Below are 14,292 nucleotides of genomic sequence, written 5' to 3' on the forward strand. Positions count from 1 at the left end.
GCCGTATACGAGACCCGTACGTACGGTGGTGTGAGAGGCGCACTCCGTTAGTTTCTGGCGGAGCCGTCTACTCGATTATGCTGGGTTGTGACACACATGCTGAGCACGAATGTATATCGATTTCAATTATCTATTCCAATTGCGAACGCCATTCCGCCTTCCAATTATCGATTCCAATTGCGAATGAATTTCCGCCCTCCAATTTTCCGCTTCAAATAGTTTCCGTATTACAAGTCCAACTTTGAAAAGCTTCAATTAAACCTCAAAAAAATCGACAAAAAAATTCCGCCCTCGGTTGTCCGAAAAGCGGTTTACGTTTGTTTGTCCGCAACAATTAAACATCGAGTTTCGGTTCAGATTTCGGTCAGCACGGTTTCTGCTTCGTTAAATCATTTTTCCGCTAAAACGCCCGATTAAAATCAGCTGTTTCTCGTTAACGGAACAATCCGGCATAACGTCTCGCAGCTACAAGAAGTGGCAAATTTCGTAACTGGATATTTTCGGTTACTACAAAAGTTATTGCGAAACGTAAACGTGAATTTACCACATATTTTGCCACTTCTTGTAGCTGCTGTTATGCGATGGTGCTTATTTTTCAAAGTAATATTAATCAATTAAAAATAAATGAAATGAAAATACAAGAAAATTACTTCTACAAATTAGATAACTCAAAAGAGGTAAAAGTTATTTGGAAAAAATACGACAAAGCTTGTATTTTAGAAATTGGAATTGATTACCCAACAGCAATAGTTGATATTGATAGATTGACTGGTATAGAATTAACCGAAAAACATTTAGAAAATTTAGGATTCAAAAAAGAAGATGATGCTTTTTGGTTAAAACTAAATGAATCGTGGCAATATTTAGAACTTAATCATAATGCTGATGATACTGATAATTTATTTGTTGGATATATCACAACAGAACAAATTGAAAAAAACAAAATAGATCCTATATTTTTAAATCATATAAATTTCATACACGAAATTCAAAGTTTATTTTATTCTTTGAGAGGAAATGATTTAGTATTTTCTTATGCGGTTTTATAGCATCTCGCATAACGTATGGTGCTATGTGCAGTATTGCCATAGAAAAAAGTTGTCGTGTAGCACTAAACGTTATTGGCAATATTGCTCATAGCACGTGTTAGCGATAGTTGTGGTTTGATACCGAAAAATTTGTTTTAATCCTATAGCCAATAAAATAATGAGTAAATATTTAAGTGATGATAGACGTGTTGGATTAATATCATTTTCAGGTGGAGAAACTTCTGCTTTTATGCTTTGGTGGTTGCTTAATAACAAAAAAAGTGAGTATAGATTTAAAATAGTTTTTGCAAATACAGGACGTGAAAATAATGAAACATTAGATTTTATTAAAAAATGTGCTGAACATTTTGGAGTTGAAATAATTTGGATTGAAAGCAATATTTGGGGTAACGTAAGAGAAAAAACAAAACACGTTGTTGTAAATTACGAAACTGCAACACGGAACCAAGACTGGAAAAAAAGAGATAATACGCCTTATGAAGAAATGGTTAAAAAATACGGACTTCCAAACATTGCAAATCGTTTTTCTACTCGTGAATTAAAAGATAGACCAATTCAAAGCTATATGCGAAGTTTAGGCTTTAAAGATTTAGACTATGATATTTTCATTGGAATACGTTACGATGAATTAGATAGAATGATTGATGAAACTAAAAATCCAAGAAACTTTATTTATCCATTAATAAAATGGATGAAATGGACAAAAAAACACATTAATTTTTGGTGGTCACAAATGCCATTTAGATTACCATTAAAAGGATGGGAAGGAAATTGTTGTGATTGCTACAAAAAAGTTCTTGAAAAATTAATGCAGATAATGATTGATGATGCTTGGAAATTTGAGTTTCCTGAATATTTGGAATGGAAATATGAATATTATATTCCTGAAAGCAGAATTGAAAAAATGGTTTCAAACTTAAAACCTATTCCATCTGGACCATTCCGATTATTTCGAGATAATCATTCAGTAAATGATATACGTCAAAAAGCAAAAAAACTAAAAAAGAAAATTAAAGATGATACAGTTGATGTTTCATTTCAGATTAAATTATTTGAAGAATCCGAAAGTTGCGAGGTTTTTTCAAAATGTGGCTCTTAAAGTTCTTATGAAAAGGATTCGAGCAATTATCGCTAACGTTTCGCTACTACAAGCTGAACGGGACAAGAAAGCATATTTTTTCGGTTGTCACGGAACAACCAAACACAAAACAATAATAACCAAAAGACCGATGCCCGATTAGCTTGTAGTAGCTGTTATGTGAGGTTTAAATTTAGACAAAATGAGCTTATTAAAAGAAATTATTGAAAAAAGAAGCGAATTAGAAATTTTAGAAAGACAGTATCTTGAAGAAACGCCACCTTGTTGCAATAAAAAATGTGGATTTTGGAGAGAGAAGCAAACTGGGAATTGTTCTTGGTCTGTTTTATTAGAAGATTGCCGAGATTATAAATATGAGTTTGAAAATGCAGATTCCGAAGACGGTAGTTCTGAATAAATCTCACATAACGTTCATTATTGTATCAGTTAAGGAAAAACACACCTTATGCTTCGGATAATAAAAATTTTTAAAAGTACAAAACAGTAAATAAATTAATAACTAAAGCCTTAATTGCTACAATATATTGTTGTAGGTAGGTTTTTTAAACATCACGAATTATGATAGTATCAGACCAAAATTTTCATTTAATTCAGAATAATAAGCCTGTTTGTTTAGTAGGTATTTATCGTTTTCAAGATGGAGTTTTTACAAATAAAAACGCACCAAACATTAAGGTAAAAGTAAGATGTACTAGCACTTGGGGCAATATGAGCAGTTTTGAAAAAATAAAAAACTAAAAACTACCTGCGTAACTTTGGCTACAAAGTTGAGCAAACTTACCTACAACTTGTTTATATCCTCCTAACGCCTGTAAGGTATTATATTTATTGGTACTACCTAATTTTTAAAATCCTATAGTACAACATAAGTACAACAAATCAAAACCTTTTTACAAAGCTATAAATCCCTACTTCATTAAGCTGCGCTTGGCGATTCAAATCTTGGAACTCTGCCAACCTTCCACAATAGTATTGGTGTGTTGCTTTTGCATAACCATTTTGTAAAAGTAATTCATTTAAGCATTCACCACTTGGCAAAATCACATATCCTAGTTGCCTGTTCCAGTAGTCAAAGTAATTTTCTTGTTCTGTAATAATGGTTACAGTCGTTTTTGGCGGTGCAACCGATAAAACGAAGTGCAACGATTGTAAACCAAATTGCATCAATAATTGAGCAGGTAAATGGCTTTTCTCCTCGTCCTCTTTCATCTTTCTATTAATCTTCACTTCTGGCGCATCTAAACCATAAAGACGAATCTCTTTTCTCATTTTAGTGAAACGATGGCGAATGATGATGCTATCTCCATCAAGGACTTCTTCAATTTGCCAATGGGTTTCCACTGTGTACGGTGCTTTTGCGTTGTATTGCATTGTCTTTCAGTTTTTTAGGTTAGTGTTATTCAAAGATAATATTTGAACTTTGTTTAAGCAATTGCAAGCAATTATTAACTTTTAAAAATTAGAAAAAATGGCAAGACAGAAAGGTGTTATTAAGTATGTTGGAACTCTTGGAGATATCCGACATTTTAAAATTAAAGGACAGGAAGGCTACTTCGCCGGTATGGTTGGCGGACCAACAGGCGACCAAGTTTTAACTGCTCCTGAATTTGAGAGAACCCGTGAGAATATGAACGAATTTGGCGCTTGTGCCAAAGCCGGAAAAGCGGTTCGTACTGGTTTATCTCAAGTGATGAAACAAATGTCGGATTCCCAAGTAACAGGAAGATTAACTTCTATTATGAAGAAAATCAACTTGGAAGACCAAACCGAAGCGAGAGGGTATCGAAAAATTGAAATCACTACACAACGTAGTTACCTAAAAGGTTTTGAGTTTAACAAAAACACTTCTTTCAATGGGATTTTCAACGCTCCTTACTCCTTAACTCATACGGTTGATAGAGAAAGTGGTGATTTAGTAGTTCCTGATTTTAACCCTGCGAATTTGGTGAATGCTCCCGCTGGTGCAACGCATTTTCGATTGATTACTTCGCTTTCAGTTGTGAGTGATTTTGAATACAACGCTACCACAAACAGCTATGATCCAATGGATGCCGATTTGAATGAGGTAAACAACATTCAATACAGTGACTTTTTAGACTTGTACGCTCCAGTTCCTGCCACTACAATTACTGCTACTTTACCTGGTGGAGTTCTTCCAACAGTTAATACTTCAGTATTGCAATGCATCGGAATTGAGTTTTACCAACAAGTTGGTGCAAATTTCTACTTGTTTTCAAGTGGTAACTGCTTGAAAGTTGAGGATGTTTTTTAGAAAAGCATTTTACAAATCCCTCAACTCGTTTGGGGGATTTTTTGTTTAACCTCAAATCTATTAATCCAATGGAAACCAAAATAATCAGAGTTGCCCAGGGCAAAGAAAGCACATTAAGCCAGTTATACATTAACGGAATTTTCCAATGTTATTTGTTAGAAGACAAAATTAGAGAAGTGAAAATTGCTTCGGAAACTGCCATTCCAAAAGGTGTTTTTAGTTTGAAGTTGAACACTTACGGAACTAAAAATGTACAATACAAAAAAGCATTAGGAAAGCTGCACGAGGGAATGATTGAAATTACCGGAATACCCAATTTCAATTTTGTGTATATCCATACCGGAAACACCAAAAAAGAAACTGCCGGCTGTCCGCTTTGCGGTTTTGGATTTGTTTTTATTGATGGTGATTATGAAGTTTCTCAAAGTGTTGCTGCTTACAAAATGATTTATCCAAAATTGGTTGCATTGGCAAAAGAAGCTTCAAACAAAATTAGCATTGAAAATAATTTTCAATTTTAAAAACTCCTATCAATGGAAAACATCAATAATATAACAGTCCTTTTTGGCACACTAATCACTTTATTACTCTCGGTTGTGGCTTATTTTATCAAGCAATTACACACTGATTTTAAGAGTATGGAGAAAGATTTGATTGAAGTCAAAACAATGGCTCTAATCATCAAAACCGAATTCAAAAGCGGTAACGATTTACTGAACCAAAAAGTGGAATACATAGAAAAAAGGGTACACAATTTAGAATTAACAATCATTAAAAATCAAGATTATGAAAAATAACAATTTGAATTTAGCAGAAAGAGTGTTGGCACCAACTCCGAAATGGTTTAAAATCCTTCGGACTGTCGGAATTGCTTTGGCATCCGTTGGCGGAATTATCATTGCTTCGCCTGTTGCGTTGCCTGTCGGATTGGTTTCGGCTGCTGGATATTTGGTTTTAGGCGGTAGTATTATTTCGGTGGTTTCTCAAACTGCTGTAAAATCGGAAGAAGTACCAGAACCAAGCAAGTAAAAAAACTCAAAATCAGTTTTGAATGCTCCGTATTTCGGGGCATTTTTTGTTTATAACAGTTGATTAAAGTGAATTGCTTTGCTTTTCTTCTATTTATTTAAGTGGGGCAATCGTATTGCCCTTATGTATTGGTTTGCTTGGGAATGAGGTGCAAACAATCCTAGTCCATTTGGACCAGGTTTGATTTATTTTCTGCAATAACGGTATAAAATTACTCTTCGTAAGTCGTTTATGAGGTTGATATTTTCGTGAAATTGCTTTTCCTTTTGTTCCAAAAGTTTGAGAGCCGCAACATTTTTTTGGTGCTGCTCGTGTTCCTCCATCATCAAATTGACCTTTGGATTAAACTCTTTTTTGAAATCTGGAAGGCGTAAAAACGGAATAACCGAACCCACCTAAATACTGATGCCAGAATTTTGTTTGCCAAAGGCTGTACGCCACAAAATAAATGTTTTCGCAATCTTGTTCTCTTTCAAAAATGATTACAAAGCTGTTTGTGAATGGCTCTTTTTGTGGTTTACCGCTGTTCATTCCCTTGTTAAGCAGGAATAAATGGGGTTTTATGTAAACCGTGTCTTTTCGGTGGGTTTTGATGATGAAATTTAACATACTTTCGGTTTTAAGATGATGTGGCTCGTCGAACTCGCCTCACATATAATTTTTTAAAAGAAAAAAAAGAAAAAAAAAGAAAGTCGTCTATCAAGTGGAGGTTTCAAAAAAAGCAAGTTTTTTAAAAAAAATACTACCCGAGTGTTTCTTCAAAATCGGAAACATCATCGTATAATCAAAAGTTGTTATGGAACGATAAGGGTGGAGATTTTTTTTAAAACCGAAGGCTTGAACTTTCTTTTTTTGAAACTGGAGCTTACCTTTACTTTCTTTTTATTTATTTTTTTATTTTTCTTTTAACCGAAATAGTCCTTGATAAGAAAATTTTAAAAAGTGTTGATGAGATAGATAATGTTCTTGGAAAGGGTATGAAATTTTAAAGCAGGAACAATGACAGCATCCATTCAATAAAAATGCTTTGTTCCTGCTTTAAAATTTTATACTCTTTCTTGGATTTGATTTTGTGTGTGCTTCAAATATGATTGAAATCAGCTATTTCAATTTTATTCCGATGTTCATTGAAACTGCAAAAGCACTCACAAAAATAATGAAAAAACTTTCGTAGTGCGGTGGCAGTCGCTCGGGTAAGTGTATAGTTTTTTTATTTGCTTACCGGAATGTTTCTGATTGCTTTCGTGATGGCTTGATGCTTTTATTCAGTCGAAAGTCGGAATGTCGAATGTCCGAAAGTGGGTTGTTATGAAAACGCCAAAGCATCTGGCCATCGTGGAAGCAATGACTACTATGTTACTGGCAAATGAAAAAAAAATACTCTTGCCGGCTCTTTTGGTTTTGTGGGTGCTGAAAATAGCTTGTACCGATGCTTGTGAATTTTAGAAATAGTTTCTCAAGCTATTTACAGCACTTACAAAAGCAATGCAACTACTTTCTATGTCAACGCAACACTGATAAAACCATTGTAAAGTTTCTGCGAAACCAATACTTTGTTTTAAAGAAAAAGCTTCTTACGGAGCAGTATTAGTGGTTTGTGAAGGACGGTTTTTTGAGCGGCTGGGTGATGCGATGGGAGCTGCTCAAAAAGTTGTCCTGGAACAAACCACAAGCGCGTTGGCAGGAGCGGCTGTTTTACATAAATGATATTATAGCTTCATTGCAAAAACCAAAAAAACAATATTAACGCTTTGTGATGAACTATAATACTCAATTATGTAACACAGCTTTGGGAAAAGTTTTTGTTACCCTTATCGGATATTTTCTTTTGAAACGGAAACGTTCTAGGGCATACAAAAACTTTTGGAGCATTGGCAAGGAGTGGCAATTGGAATGTAAAACGTCCTTTTTAAACGAAATTAGCGAAATGAAGCAAACAAAGATGTGAGTTTAGGAATACTTGGACTAAACGAGGATTTTGTGCAGCTGAATGAGATAATTACAAATTATTATTGATAAATAAATCAAGCTTTATAATAGAAAATATAATATTTATTTTTCAATTATATCAAATTTAAAATGCTCATAAATCATAACCATTGCTAGGGTATCTAATTCACAATATTTTAGTAGTCCTTGTGTGATTTCATTTCGTTCTTTGGGTGTCATATCAACGTATTGCAATTTTGCATAAGCTGTTAATGCCGATCCGCCATCTGCAATATTTTCTATATCGGAAATATTTTCTTCCAGGTCTGTTTCGCTCCAATTGTCAAATAATGTAGGTAGGGTTTTGTATGGATTAATTACTTTATCTCCATCCATTTGTAACCAAATATGATTTGTTGGAAAGTTCTGACTGCTCAATAATATATTACCAATTGGTTGACTGTATTTCTTTTTTAAGAATTCACTTGAGTTTAAACTTGCTGGTAAAACCGCCTTGATGGAGTTGGATCCATTTGTATATGGATTGTAATAATAGTCTTTGACCACTTTACATAAATCAACCATATTTCTATGACCTTCCCATTGTTTTACTTGGTTTTTGGTAGATTTAGAGATTGTTTTCAGGAAAGCAATTAAATTTTCTTTGTCTGCTTCATCACTTTCTTCCAATTGAGTAATTATAGCATTGATAATAGTATTTTCGTGGGTAGCAAATTTGAAAACTGTGCCGTCATCATTTCCAATAGCTGCTTGTAAAGCTCTGGCAAAAATAAAATTAGGAAATTCACCTGCTGTATTATTAATATATTGGCTTTGGTGTTGTATAGTGCCATCTTCATTGTATCTATGATGTGAAAACTGGAATGCTACTTGCTCATAAGGTTTACGACCAGCAGTAAAAGGTAAGGCTACTGTACTTGTTTCAAAGTCTATAAAATGTAGAGGAAACATCCATTGATTCATTTCCTGTTTTAATGCTTCTTTTTCTACATAAATTGAATTGTCGTTTTTTACAGCTTTTTCTACTTGAATCCATTGTCTTTCTGATGGAGCTATCCTTCCTGTTTCGGTTTTAATATTGAAATCTTCCTCTGTTAATTGTTCCATCAGCATACGGTTTTCTACCATAATATTTTTGCTTCTGAAGTTCCATATTTGTAAAGCGTTGGGTTTGTTAAAATCTGAAGGAGACCAATTTAATTGTTTGGTAAAGCAATGTTTAAAACCGGAAAGCAACCCCTCTTCTTCTTGTTCGGAACTTGCTTTAAATTCACAATTTTTACAAGCACTGAATTGTGTTGGCCAATTTAGATATTTGTCTTCTTGATAGGCTTTCTTGAAGGTGGTTATGGCTTCTTCAAAATTGAGATTTTCGTAATACTTATATTTGTCGTTGATAATTTCATTTATGATAGCATCAACATTTGCTTCTGACAACACTGAATTACCAATTTCCTTAAGAGAATGCACTCTTTTTATAATATCTGTTCTTGGATTGCCATTATTTGGAATTCGGAATAATTGATTTAAACCATCAATACTTGCTTTCTTAGTTTTATCTGCCATTAACAAATAGGCATCAAACTTGAATTGAGGAAACATTTTTTGAGCCACATATTTTTGAAAAGCTAAATCAAATAAGTAAGGCTTCCACGAACTTACTAAACCACCGCGAGTACCTACAAAATTATTTTCTTCGTTTGGATTAAAAGACTTAGCTTTTACTTCAATTAATTTAATAATATTTCCGTTTTTAACAATAATATCTGTTCTTATAAAAAGTCCATCAAACTGAAAAGCAGCTTCATAAATTACCACATTGTCATTCTGTAACGCTTCTTGTGTTAGTTGAGCTGCTTTTTCATATTCATAGTTTTCTGTATTTATGAAAATACCGTTTGGATAATGAAGTCTTGCTAATTCTTCTACTTGGAAGCCACCATTTGCTAATGCTTTCAAAAAAGGGTCTTCATTTTTATTATTTGCATATTCTTTTTTGGAAGTATAAAAAAGTTTGTTAGAACACTCTAACGCTATTTTGAAACGGGATTTTGTTAGTAGTTTCATTGTTATTGGGTTGCTATTAATTAGATTATAAATCAAACCTTTACATATCGATTCAAACAAAAAAGGCAGCCCAGTCAGACTACCTTTAATTCTTCATTAAAACGGACAAGTCCATTTCAAATTAGATCACCTTTTAAAGTGTAATTGTTTTGCTTGTGTGTGGCGGTTAAAAATTATCCTTCAAACAAAAAAACTTATCATAATCGACAAAAAGCCAAATAATTAAAATTCCAATATTTAATTTTTAAACTTAAATCCGCATTCAATTTGACTGGTTGCAAAACTTTATATTTTAGTCGTAAACTTCTAACGATTTTTTTGCTGTTAATTCTTTTGATAAATTAAAATTATCCCATTTTGTGAACCAATACTTTTTTTCTTTTTTAAAATTAAGTATATCAAAATGTAAATGTACTGGAATATCGAATAAATCCATAATATCTCTTTTAAATTTATTATCAACGAATGGACAAACCAGCATATCAAAAAAAAGCAAAACTAACTCTGCCGATTTCTTTCTTTTATCTTCATCAACATTTTTAATCTTATTTATAATTGCAGTTTTGATTGCTTTTTTAACTTCTTCAAAACCGTGTGTATTTCTTATGTAAAACAACAATACTGTAATTACAAAATAATTTGGCTCAAAGTCAAATTCTAAAGAATTTGTGTTTTTGCTCCTTTTTAACTTAAAATATTCTATTAAATCCGTTTGTGTTAATTTATAATTTTTACCTAACTCACGTAAAATTATAAATAGGTATAAGGTTTCAATTTGGATATGTTTTTCCGATTTATTATTCAACAGTATTAAATTAATTTCATCGGAAATTTTCTTGAATATTAATTCTCTATTGGAATTTTGATCATCGAATCTTGAAAAAAGTTTATATTCTTTTGGATTTAGAGGATTCCCAGTATTAAACTTATATTTTCCCTTGTAATAAAGCATTACAGCCGATAATATATTTGAAAGCTTAATGGTTGAATTAACTCTTGGAGCAACCGTATATAGAAAAAAAGTAAAATCTAATATTTCTATTATGAAGTCGGTAAATGCTTTTTCCTGCTTTACCATTTTCTTTAACTGTTCCTCTGTTAATTCTTCCTTACTTTTTAGATTTACCAAGCCAGAATAGTAATTTTCAAATTTATTTATACTTCTTTCAACCCTTTTATTGATGATTGCCAATGTATAATTCATAATGTCTTTATATTCAACCTTAGATTCTTTTACCAAGATTTTAAATCTAGTAATCAAATGATTTGAATCACATTCAAAGTTTAATTTTTTTAGGACACCATCATCTTCAGTATAATCCTCAATTGAGAATTTAATTTTTTTGCTAAATAAATCCCCCATTTTTTCTTTGGCAATGGTAAGCTCTGTAATTAGCGGTTTATTATAATAATGGGTTTTAGATTCGCTAATTGACATTTTATATTCCTTCAGATTGAGTTTGTATCGTGAAAGAATTTTGTCTTTAGTGTTATCATCATTATAAAACACAAAGAAATCATCTACATATCTGTAAACTTCATAATCTGTTTTATAAAACAATTTATCATCTTTTCGCAAATCAATTTCTACAGATTTGTCAATTTGTTGCAATATTAACTCCGCAAATATTCGTGAAAATTCCGGACCAATAATAGTCCCGTTAGTTTCCCCGTAATTAACACTTTGCATAAAATTATCGAATTGTCCTGAGAAAGTTTTTTTTGAAGAATCCAGATTATCCTTTACAATTTCTTTGTTAAAAATAGCCCAACTTATTGAATGTGTGTAAATGCTGTCAAAGCATTTAGCAATATCAAATTTGAACATTTTATTGTATTTTTTTTCCGAACGATGGTAATGATAATCTTCGTAAAATTGATAAATATTAGAATACTTCTTGTATGTAAAAAAGTTTTTTAAGTTTTCATATTCTTTACCATCACTTTCAATAAAATCGTTTTCATCTCCTGCGTTCCTCTTGTTAAGTTTGTCATTATTAAAAATGAATTTAGCAACAGAAAATGGTTTACGAATAGAAAATTTACTTTCTTTAGAATAATACAATATCAGTTCTTTATATTTTTCATAGAATGTAACTAATTCAACCTGGCTTTTAGGGTGCGGAATAGCTAATTCTCTATAATCTTTTTCTTTATGAGTTATTCTATAAACAAATGGAATTTTTCGATTTTCTGATTTTTTCGGATCCCTATCAATAGTAATTACATTATTTACACTTCCATTTGACAAATCAAACAAAATTTTCATAAACTGCTCTATAACTGACTCTTTTTTAATATTATCTTGTTTTGCGAATGAAAATTTTTCACTCCCTTCTTTTATGAAATTCACCTCATATTGATCCAAAAAATTATAAAAATGTCTATTTGAAAAGGTTAATGGTGTTTCATAAGGTAACGTATCTGAAAGCACTACTCTATTTTTAGAGTATTTTAAACTTTTTTTAATTCTCTTTTTTTTCATTATTTCCAGGCTTCAACAATTCTTTCGAAATTATTCGTTAATATTTTTGCCGTTTTATATTTTGCCGAACGCAAGTCGGGAATGTTTTTCTTTTTTCCATTTATGTTATAAAAACTCTTTTCGTTAAAGCCTTTTAAAAAACTAAATTTTTTTAATCTTTTATTTAAATTTGAAAATTCCATAATTGGTAATTTAGTATCAACTACTGTATGAAGCATTTGATCTAACCTATTCAAACTAACGCAGTCGTTTTCAAGTAAACTATTGGAATAATAAACACCTATCAATCCTTTCTTTGGTTGGTGAAGTTTTGAGTTTTTTGTTAAATAATTAAATCTATGAATTAACAACTTTCTCGCCTCTATGCTATTGTGTGGATATTCATTCAGGTATTTATCAATTGATTTTGTTATGCGTTCTTTGTATTTTCTTTTCTTATTTTCAGATAACTCAACATCCTTAAATTCAGAATTAGCTATTTTAAATTTATATCCTAAAAGGCTAATATCTTTAGTGGTTGTGTTATTATTCAATAAATCTACTTCTTGAGTCTTAGGGTATTTACCCGGAATAATATCATCATTTATATTTAGTCCTTTGTCTTCAATTATTTTTTTTACCTTATTTAAATAATTATCGGAGGAATATTTTGATTTTGGTGTAAAGAAAATAATAATGTCATCAACATATCTTCCATAAAAAGTGACACTTTCAATATTTTTAATTTCTTCATCAATCTTTCTCATATATAATTCCGCCAAGAATGGACTAACGCCAATACCTCTGGGAATACCCTTTCTTAGTTTTTCTTTTACCCCTAATTGATTTGTTAAAATATTATAGTTATAAAGTAAGTTTTTAATTAATGAGACTGATTTTGGACTTAATAAAGAATTGTTTTCTATTAGTTTTAACAACTCGTATTGTGGAACATTTTCATAAAATGATTTGATGTCGGTTCTAATAATAAATTTTGGAAATTTATCTTGAAGCAGAATTTTAACCTGTTTTACTATTTGATACCTGTTAGCTTGTTTTACTTTGAAAGTTCTAAAAATATTATACTGAAGTTGTTTCATAGCAAAGAATGACACAGCATCTTTGCTAGTGGTATAAATTGTTTTAGAACCAGGTTCCGGAATAAAAGGTGTTAGCTTAAAATTAAAATCACTTCTATTGACTTCATTTGAGAATTTATTTAAGTCGTTTTCTAAATGATTTTCCTTTAAATCTTCAAGTGCTTCTTTCTGCTCAAAAGCTAAAGTATAAGCTGCTTCATCTCTTATTGCTTTATTTTTTTCTGCTTTAAAATCTCTTCTTTTTGCTTTAAGAAGTGTAGAAGCAAGATGATACTCATCTGAATAGAAATCTTTATAATAATTTCCTTTTCGATTTTCAATCTCGTGAATAATCTTAAAATTTTCAAAAGAAAATGATTGATTTAACATATGCCTCTTTTTAATTTTTAACATTAATTAGTCCGTACTTATTTTTTTGACAACTGTATCATAGCTACTTTTAATACATTCCAACATAGCTTTGCAGTATGAATATCTGGATTAAAATTTTTACTAATTTGTTCATACGGATGGATGTAATTTCTAAAATCTCTAACGGTATGGCTAAACTTTTTTACATCTTCTTTTAAAAGACCTATTTCATTAGCGGCATCAATAAAATTACTCAATGACCATTCGTGGAAAGACTTTACTTTACCTTCTTTATCTTTTGGAGCCACATTTGTCTGATTGAAATCTTTTGGATTTTTAGATGCAAATCCTAATAATATCCCCTCTAATGAACTTCCTATAATTACAATTGCCGACAAAGGAGCATTTCCTTTTATGTTTGCTTTTATCTCTTGAATTCTTGAGTTTAATATATCACTTATTATTCCGTCTAAATTTAATTCATAAACTGATACTTCATCAAACTCTTGATTAATGAAATCTTCTTCATTTACTTCCTTTTTAACATCAAAATTTATTTTATCAGCCTTGCTAAAAGAAATATCTTTTCCGTTTCTAATCACTTTCAAATCATCGAAAGCTAGATATTCATTAAAAGAATTGATATGGTTATCCAACACATCATAATTTCCAATAAAATTAACAGGAGCAAAAACCATTTTAATGCACTTGTCTATCTCTGGTGTTCCATTTATTTCTTCTAATTTATCATCAGTATATTTCCACCTTGACGGAAAACCTTGCCCGTAAAATTCTTTATACCCTAATTGATTAAAGAAACTTACTAAATTTGAACCCGAACGATATTCAGTTTCTTCGTTTATCAACTCCCTTAATTTCTCTGAAGACTTTTTACTTAACACCATTCCTTA

At 31.3% G+C, this 14,292-nt stretch carries 15 protein-coding genes; 8 read left to right on the forward strand and 7 right to left on the reverse strand.

Annotated elements, in window-relative coordinates; genetic code table 11:
- The first annotated feature begins 629 nt into the window (after window positions 1-629).
- The 4 genes from FNW38_RS06175 to FNW38_RS06190 all read left to right on the forward strand — a co-directional run bounded on the left by FNW38_RS06175 (window position 630) and on the right by FNW38_RS06190 (window position 2,886).
- Window positions 630-1,049 carry a hypothetical protein gene (locus tag FNW38_RS06175; protein WP_144064728.1) on the forward strand — a complete coding sequence of 140 codons (420 nt, stop codon included), beginning with the start codon at window positions 630-632 and terminating at the stop codon, window positions 1,047-1,049.
- Between the two features lie 157 nt (window positions 1,050-1,206).
- Complete coding sequence (locus FNW38_RS06180; RefSeq protein WP_144064729.1) at window positions 1,207-2,148, forward strand: phosphoadenosine phosphosulfate reductase domain-containing protein; 942 nt, start codon at window positions 1,207-1,209, stop codon at window positions 2,146-2,148.
- 181 nt (window positions 2,149-2,329) lie between these two features.
- The gene (locus FNW38_RS06185; RefSeq protein ID WP_144064730.1) at window positions 2,330-2,545 is read left to right on the forward strand and encodes a hypothetical protein; all 216 of its coding nucleotides are present in this window, start codon (window positions 2,330-2,332) and stop codon (window positions 2,543-2,545) included.
- A gap of 161 nt (window positions 2,546-2,706) precedes the next feature.
- Complete coding sequence (locus FNW38_RS06190; protein WP_144064731.1) at window positions 2,707-2,886, forward strand: hypothetical protein; 180 nt, start codon at window positions 2,707-2,709, stop codon at window positions 2,884-2,886.
- Window positions 2,887-3,027: 141 nt separating this feature from the next.
- Here the strand turns inward: FNW38_RS06190 and FNW38_RS06195 are convergent, their stop codons facing one another.
- Window positions 3,028-3,519, reverse strand: a complete 492-nt coding sequence (locus tag FNW38_RS06195; RefSeq protein ID WP_144066641.1) for a thermonuclease family protein — start codon at window positions 3,517-3,519, stop codon at window positions 3,028-3,030.
- Window positions 3,520-3,616: 97 nt separating this feature from the next.
- On the opposite strand from FNW38_RS06195, the gene FNW38_RS06200 reads away from it, so the two are divergent.
- The 4 genes from FNW38_RS06200 to FNW38_RS06215 all read left to right on the forward strand — a co-directional run bounded on the left by FNW38_RS06200 (window position 3,617) and on the right by FNW38_RS06215 (window position 5,449).
- Complete coding sequence (locus FNW38_RS06200) at window positions 3,617-4,420, forward strand: hypothetical protein (protein ID WP_144066642.1); 804 nt, start codon at window positions 3,617-3,619, stop codon at window positions 4,418-4,420.
- A gap of 68 nt (window positions 4,421-4,488) precedes the next feature.
- Entirely contained in the window at window positions 4,489-4,941 is a 453-nt protein-coding gene (locus FNW38_RS06205) for a DUF5675 family protein (protein WP_144066643.1), read from the forward strand.
- Window positions 4,942-4,953: 12 nt separating this feature from the next.
- Window positions 4,954-5,217, forward strand: coding sequence for a hypothetical protein (locus FNW38_RS06210; protein ID WP_144066644.1), 264 nt, complete (start codon window positions 4,954-4,956; stop codon window positions 5,215-5,217).
- A complete protein-coding gene (locus tag FNW38_RS06215; protein WP_144066645.1) occupies window positions 5,207-5,449 on the forward strand; it encodes a hypothetical protein in 243 nt (80 codons plus the stop codon). Before FNW38_RS06210 ends, FNW38_RS06215 begins: the two co-directional genes overlap by 11 nt.
- A 185-nt stretch (window positions 5,450-5,634) precedes the next feature.
- On the opposite strand, the gene FNW38_RS17970 is transcribed toward FNW38_RS06215, so the two are convergent.
- The 6 genes from FNW38_RS17970 to FNW38_RS06240 form a co-directional block, all read right to left on the reverse strand.
- Entirely contained in the window at window positions 5,635-5,844 is a 210-nt protein-coding gene (locus FNW38_RS17970) for a DUF6943 family protein (RefSeq protein WP_394344748.1), read from the reverse strand.
- The gene (locus FNW38_RS17730; protein WP_235890159.1) at window positions 5,792-6,058 is read right to left on the reverse strand and encodes a DUF6943 family protein; all 267 of its coding nucleotides are present in this window, start codon (window positions 6,056-6,058) and stop codon (window positions 5,792-5,794) included. Before FNW38_RS17730 ends, FNW38_RS17970 begins: the two co-directional genes overlap by 53 nt.
- A 1,443-nt stretch (window positions 6,059-7,501) precedes the next feature.
- Window positions 7,502-9,466 (reverse strand): DUF2779 domain-containing protein, encoded by a 1,965-nt coding sequence (locus FNW38_RS06225; protein ID WP_144066646.1) that lies wholly within the window; start codon window positions 9,464-9,466, stop codon window positions 7,502-7,504.
- Window positions 9,467-9,758: 292 nt separating this feature from the next.
- Complete coding sequence (drt3b, locus tag FNW38_RS06230; protein WP_144066647.1) at window positions 9,759-11,951, reverse strand: antiviral reverse transcriptase Drt3b; 2,193 nt, start codon at window positions 11,949-11,951, stop codon at window positions 9,759-9,761.
- Window positions 11,951-13,399 (reverse strand): antiviral reverse transcriptase Drt3a, encoded by a 1,449-nt coding sequence (gene drt3a / locus FNW38_RS06235; RefSeq protein ID WP_185963096.1) that lies wholly within the window; start codon window positions 13,397-13,399, stop codon window positions 11,951-11,953. Before drt3a ends, drt3b begins: the two co-directional genes overlap by 1 nt.
- A 38-nt stretch (window positions 13,400-13,437) precedes the next feature.
- Window positions 13,438-14,286, reverse strand: a complete 849-nt coding sequence (locus FNW38_RS06240) for a hypothetical protein (protein WP_144066649.1) — start codon at window positions 14,284-14,286, stop codon at window positions 13,438-13,440.
- Between the last annotated feature and the right edge of the window lie 6 nt (window positions 14,287-14,292).

Origin of the sequence: Flavobacterium gawalongense (assembly GCF_007097265.1) — a bacterium.
In the GTDB taxonomy this organism is placed as follows: Bacteria; Bacteroidota; Bacteroidia; order Flavobacteriales; family Flavobacteriaceae; genus Flavobacterium; species Flavobacterium gawalongense.

Coding starts and splice junctions, on each gene's coding strand:
- FNW38_RS06175 (WP_144064728.1), top strand. CDS start 630: ATGAAAATACAAGAAAATTACTTCTACAAATTAGATAACTCAAAAGAG.
- FNW38_RS06180 (WP_144064729.1), top strand. CDS start 1,207: ATGAGTAAATATTTAAGTGATGATAGACGTGTTGGATTAATATCATTT.
- FNW38_RS06185 (WP_144064730.1), top strand. CDS start 2,330: ATGAGCTTATTAAAAGAAATTATTGAAAAAAGAAGCGAATTAGAAATT.
- FNW38_RS06190 (WP_144064731.1), top strand. CDS start 2,707: ATGATAGTATCAGACCAAAATTTTCATTTAATTCAGAATAATAAGCCT.
- FNW38_RS06195 (WP_144066641.1), bottom strand. CDS start 3,519: ATGCAATACAACGCAAAAGCACCGTACACAGTGGAAACCCATTGGCAA.
- FNW38_RS06200 (WP_144066642.1), top strand. CDS start 3,617: ATGGCAAGACAGAAAGGTGTTATTAAGTATGTTGGAACTCTTGGAGAT.
- FNW38_RS06205 (WP_144066643.1), top strand. CDS start 4,489: ATGGAAACCAAAATAATCAGAGTTGCCCAGGGCAAAGAAAGCACATTA.
- FNW38_RS06210 (WP_144066644.1), top strand. CDS start 4,954: ATGGAAAACATCAATAATATAACAGTCCTTTTTGGCACACTAATCACT.
- FNW38_RS06215 (WP_144066645.1), top strand. CDS start 5,207: ATGAAAAATAACAATTTGAATTTAGCAGAAAGAGTGTTGGCACCAACT.
- FNW38_RS17730 (WP_235890159.1), bottom strand. CDS start 6,058: ATGTTAAATTTCATCATCAAAACCCACCGAAAAGACACGGTTTACATA.
- FNW38_RS06225 (WP_144066646.1), bottom strand. CDS start 9,466: ATGAAACTACTAACAAAATCCCGTTTCAAAATAGCGTTAGAGTGTTCT.
- drt3b (WP_144066647.1), bottom strand. CDS start 11,951: ATGAAAAAAAAGAGAATTAAAAAAAGTTTAAAATACTCTAAAAATAGA.
- drt3a (WP_185963096.1), bottom strand. CDS start 13,399: ATGTTAAATCAATCATTTTCTTTTGAAAATTTTAAGATTATTCACGAG.
- FNW38_RS06240 (WP_144066649.1), bottom strand. CDS start 14,286: ATGGTGTTAAGTAAAAAGTCTTCAGAGAAATTAAGGGAGTTGATAAAC.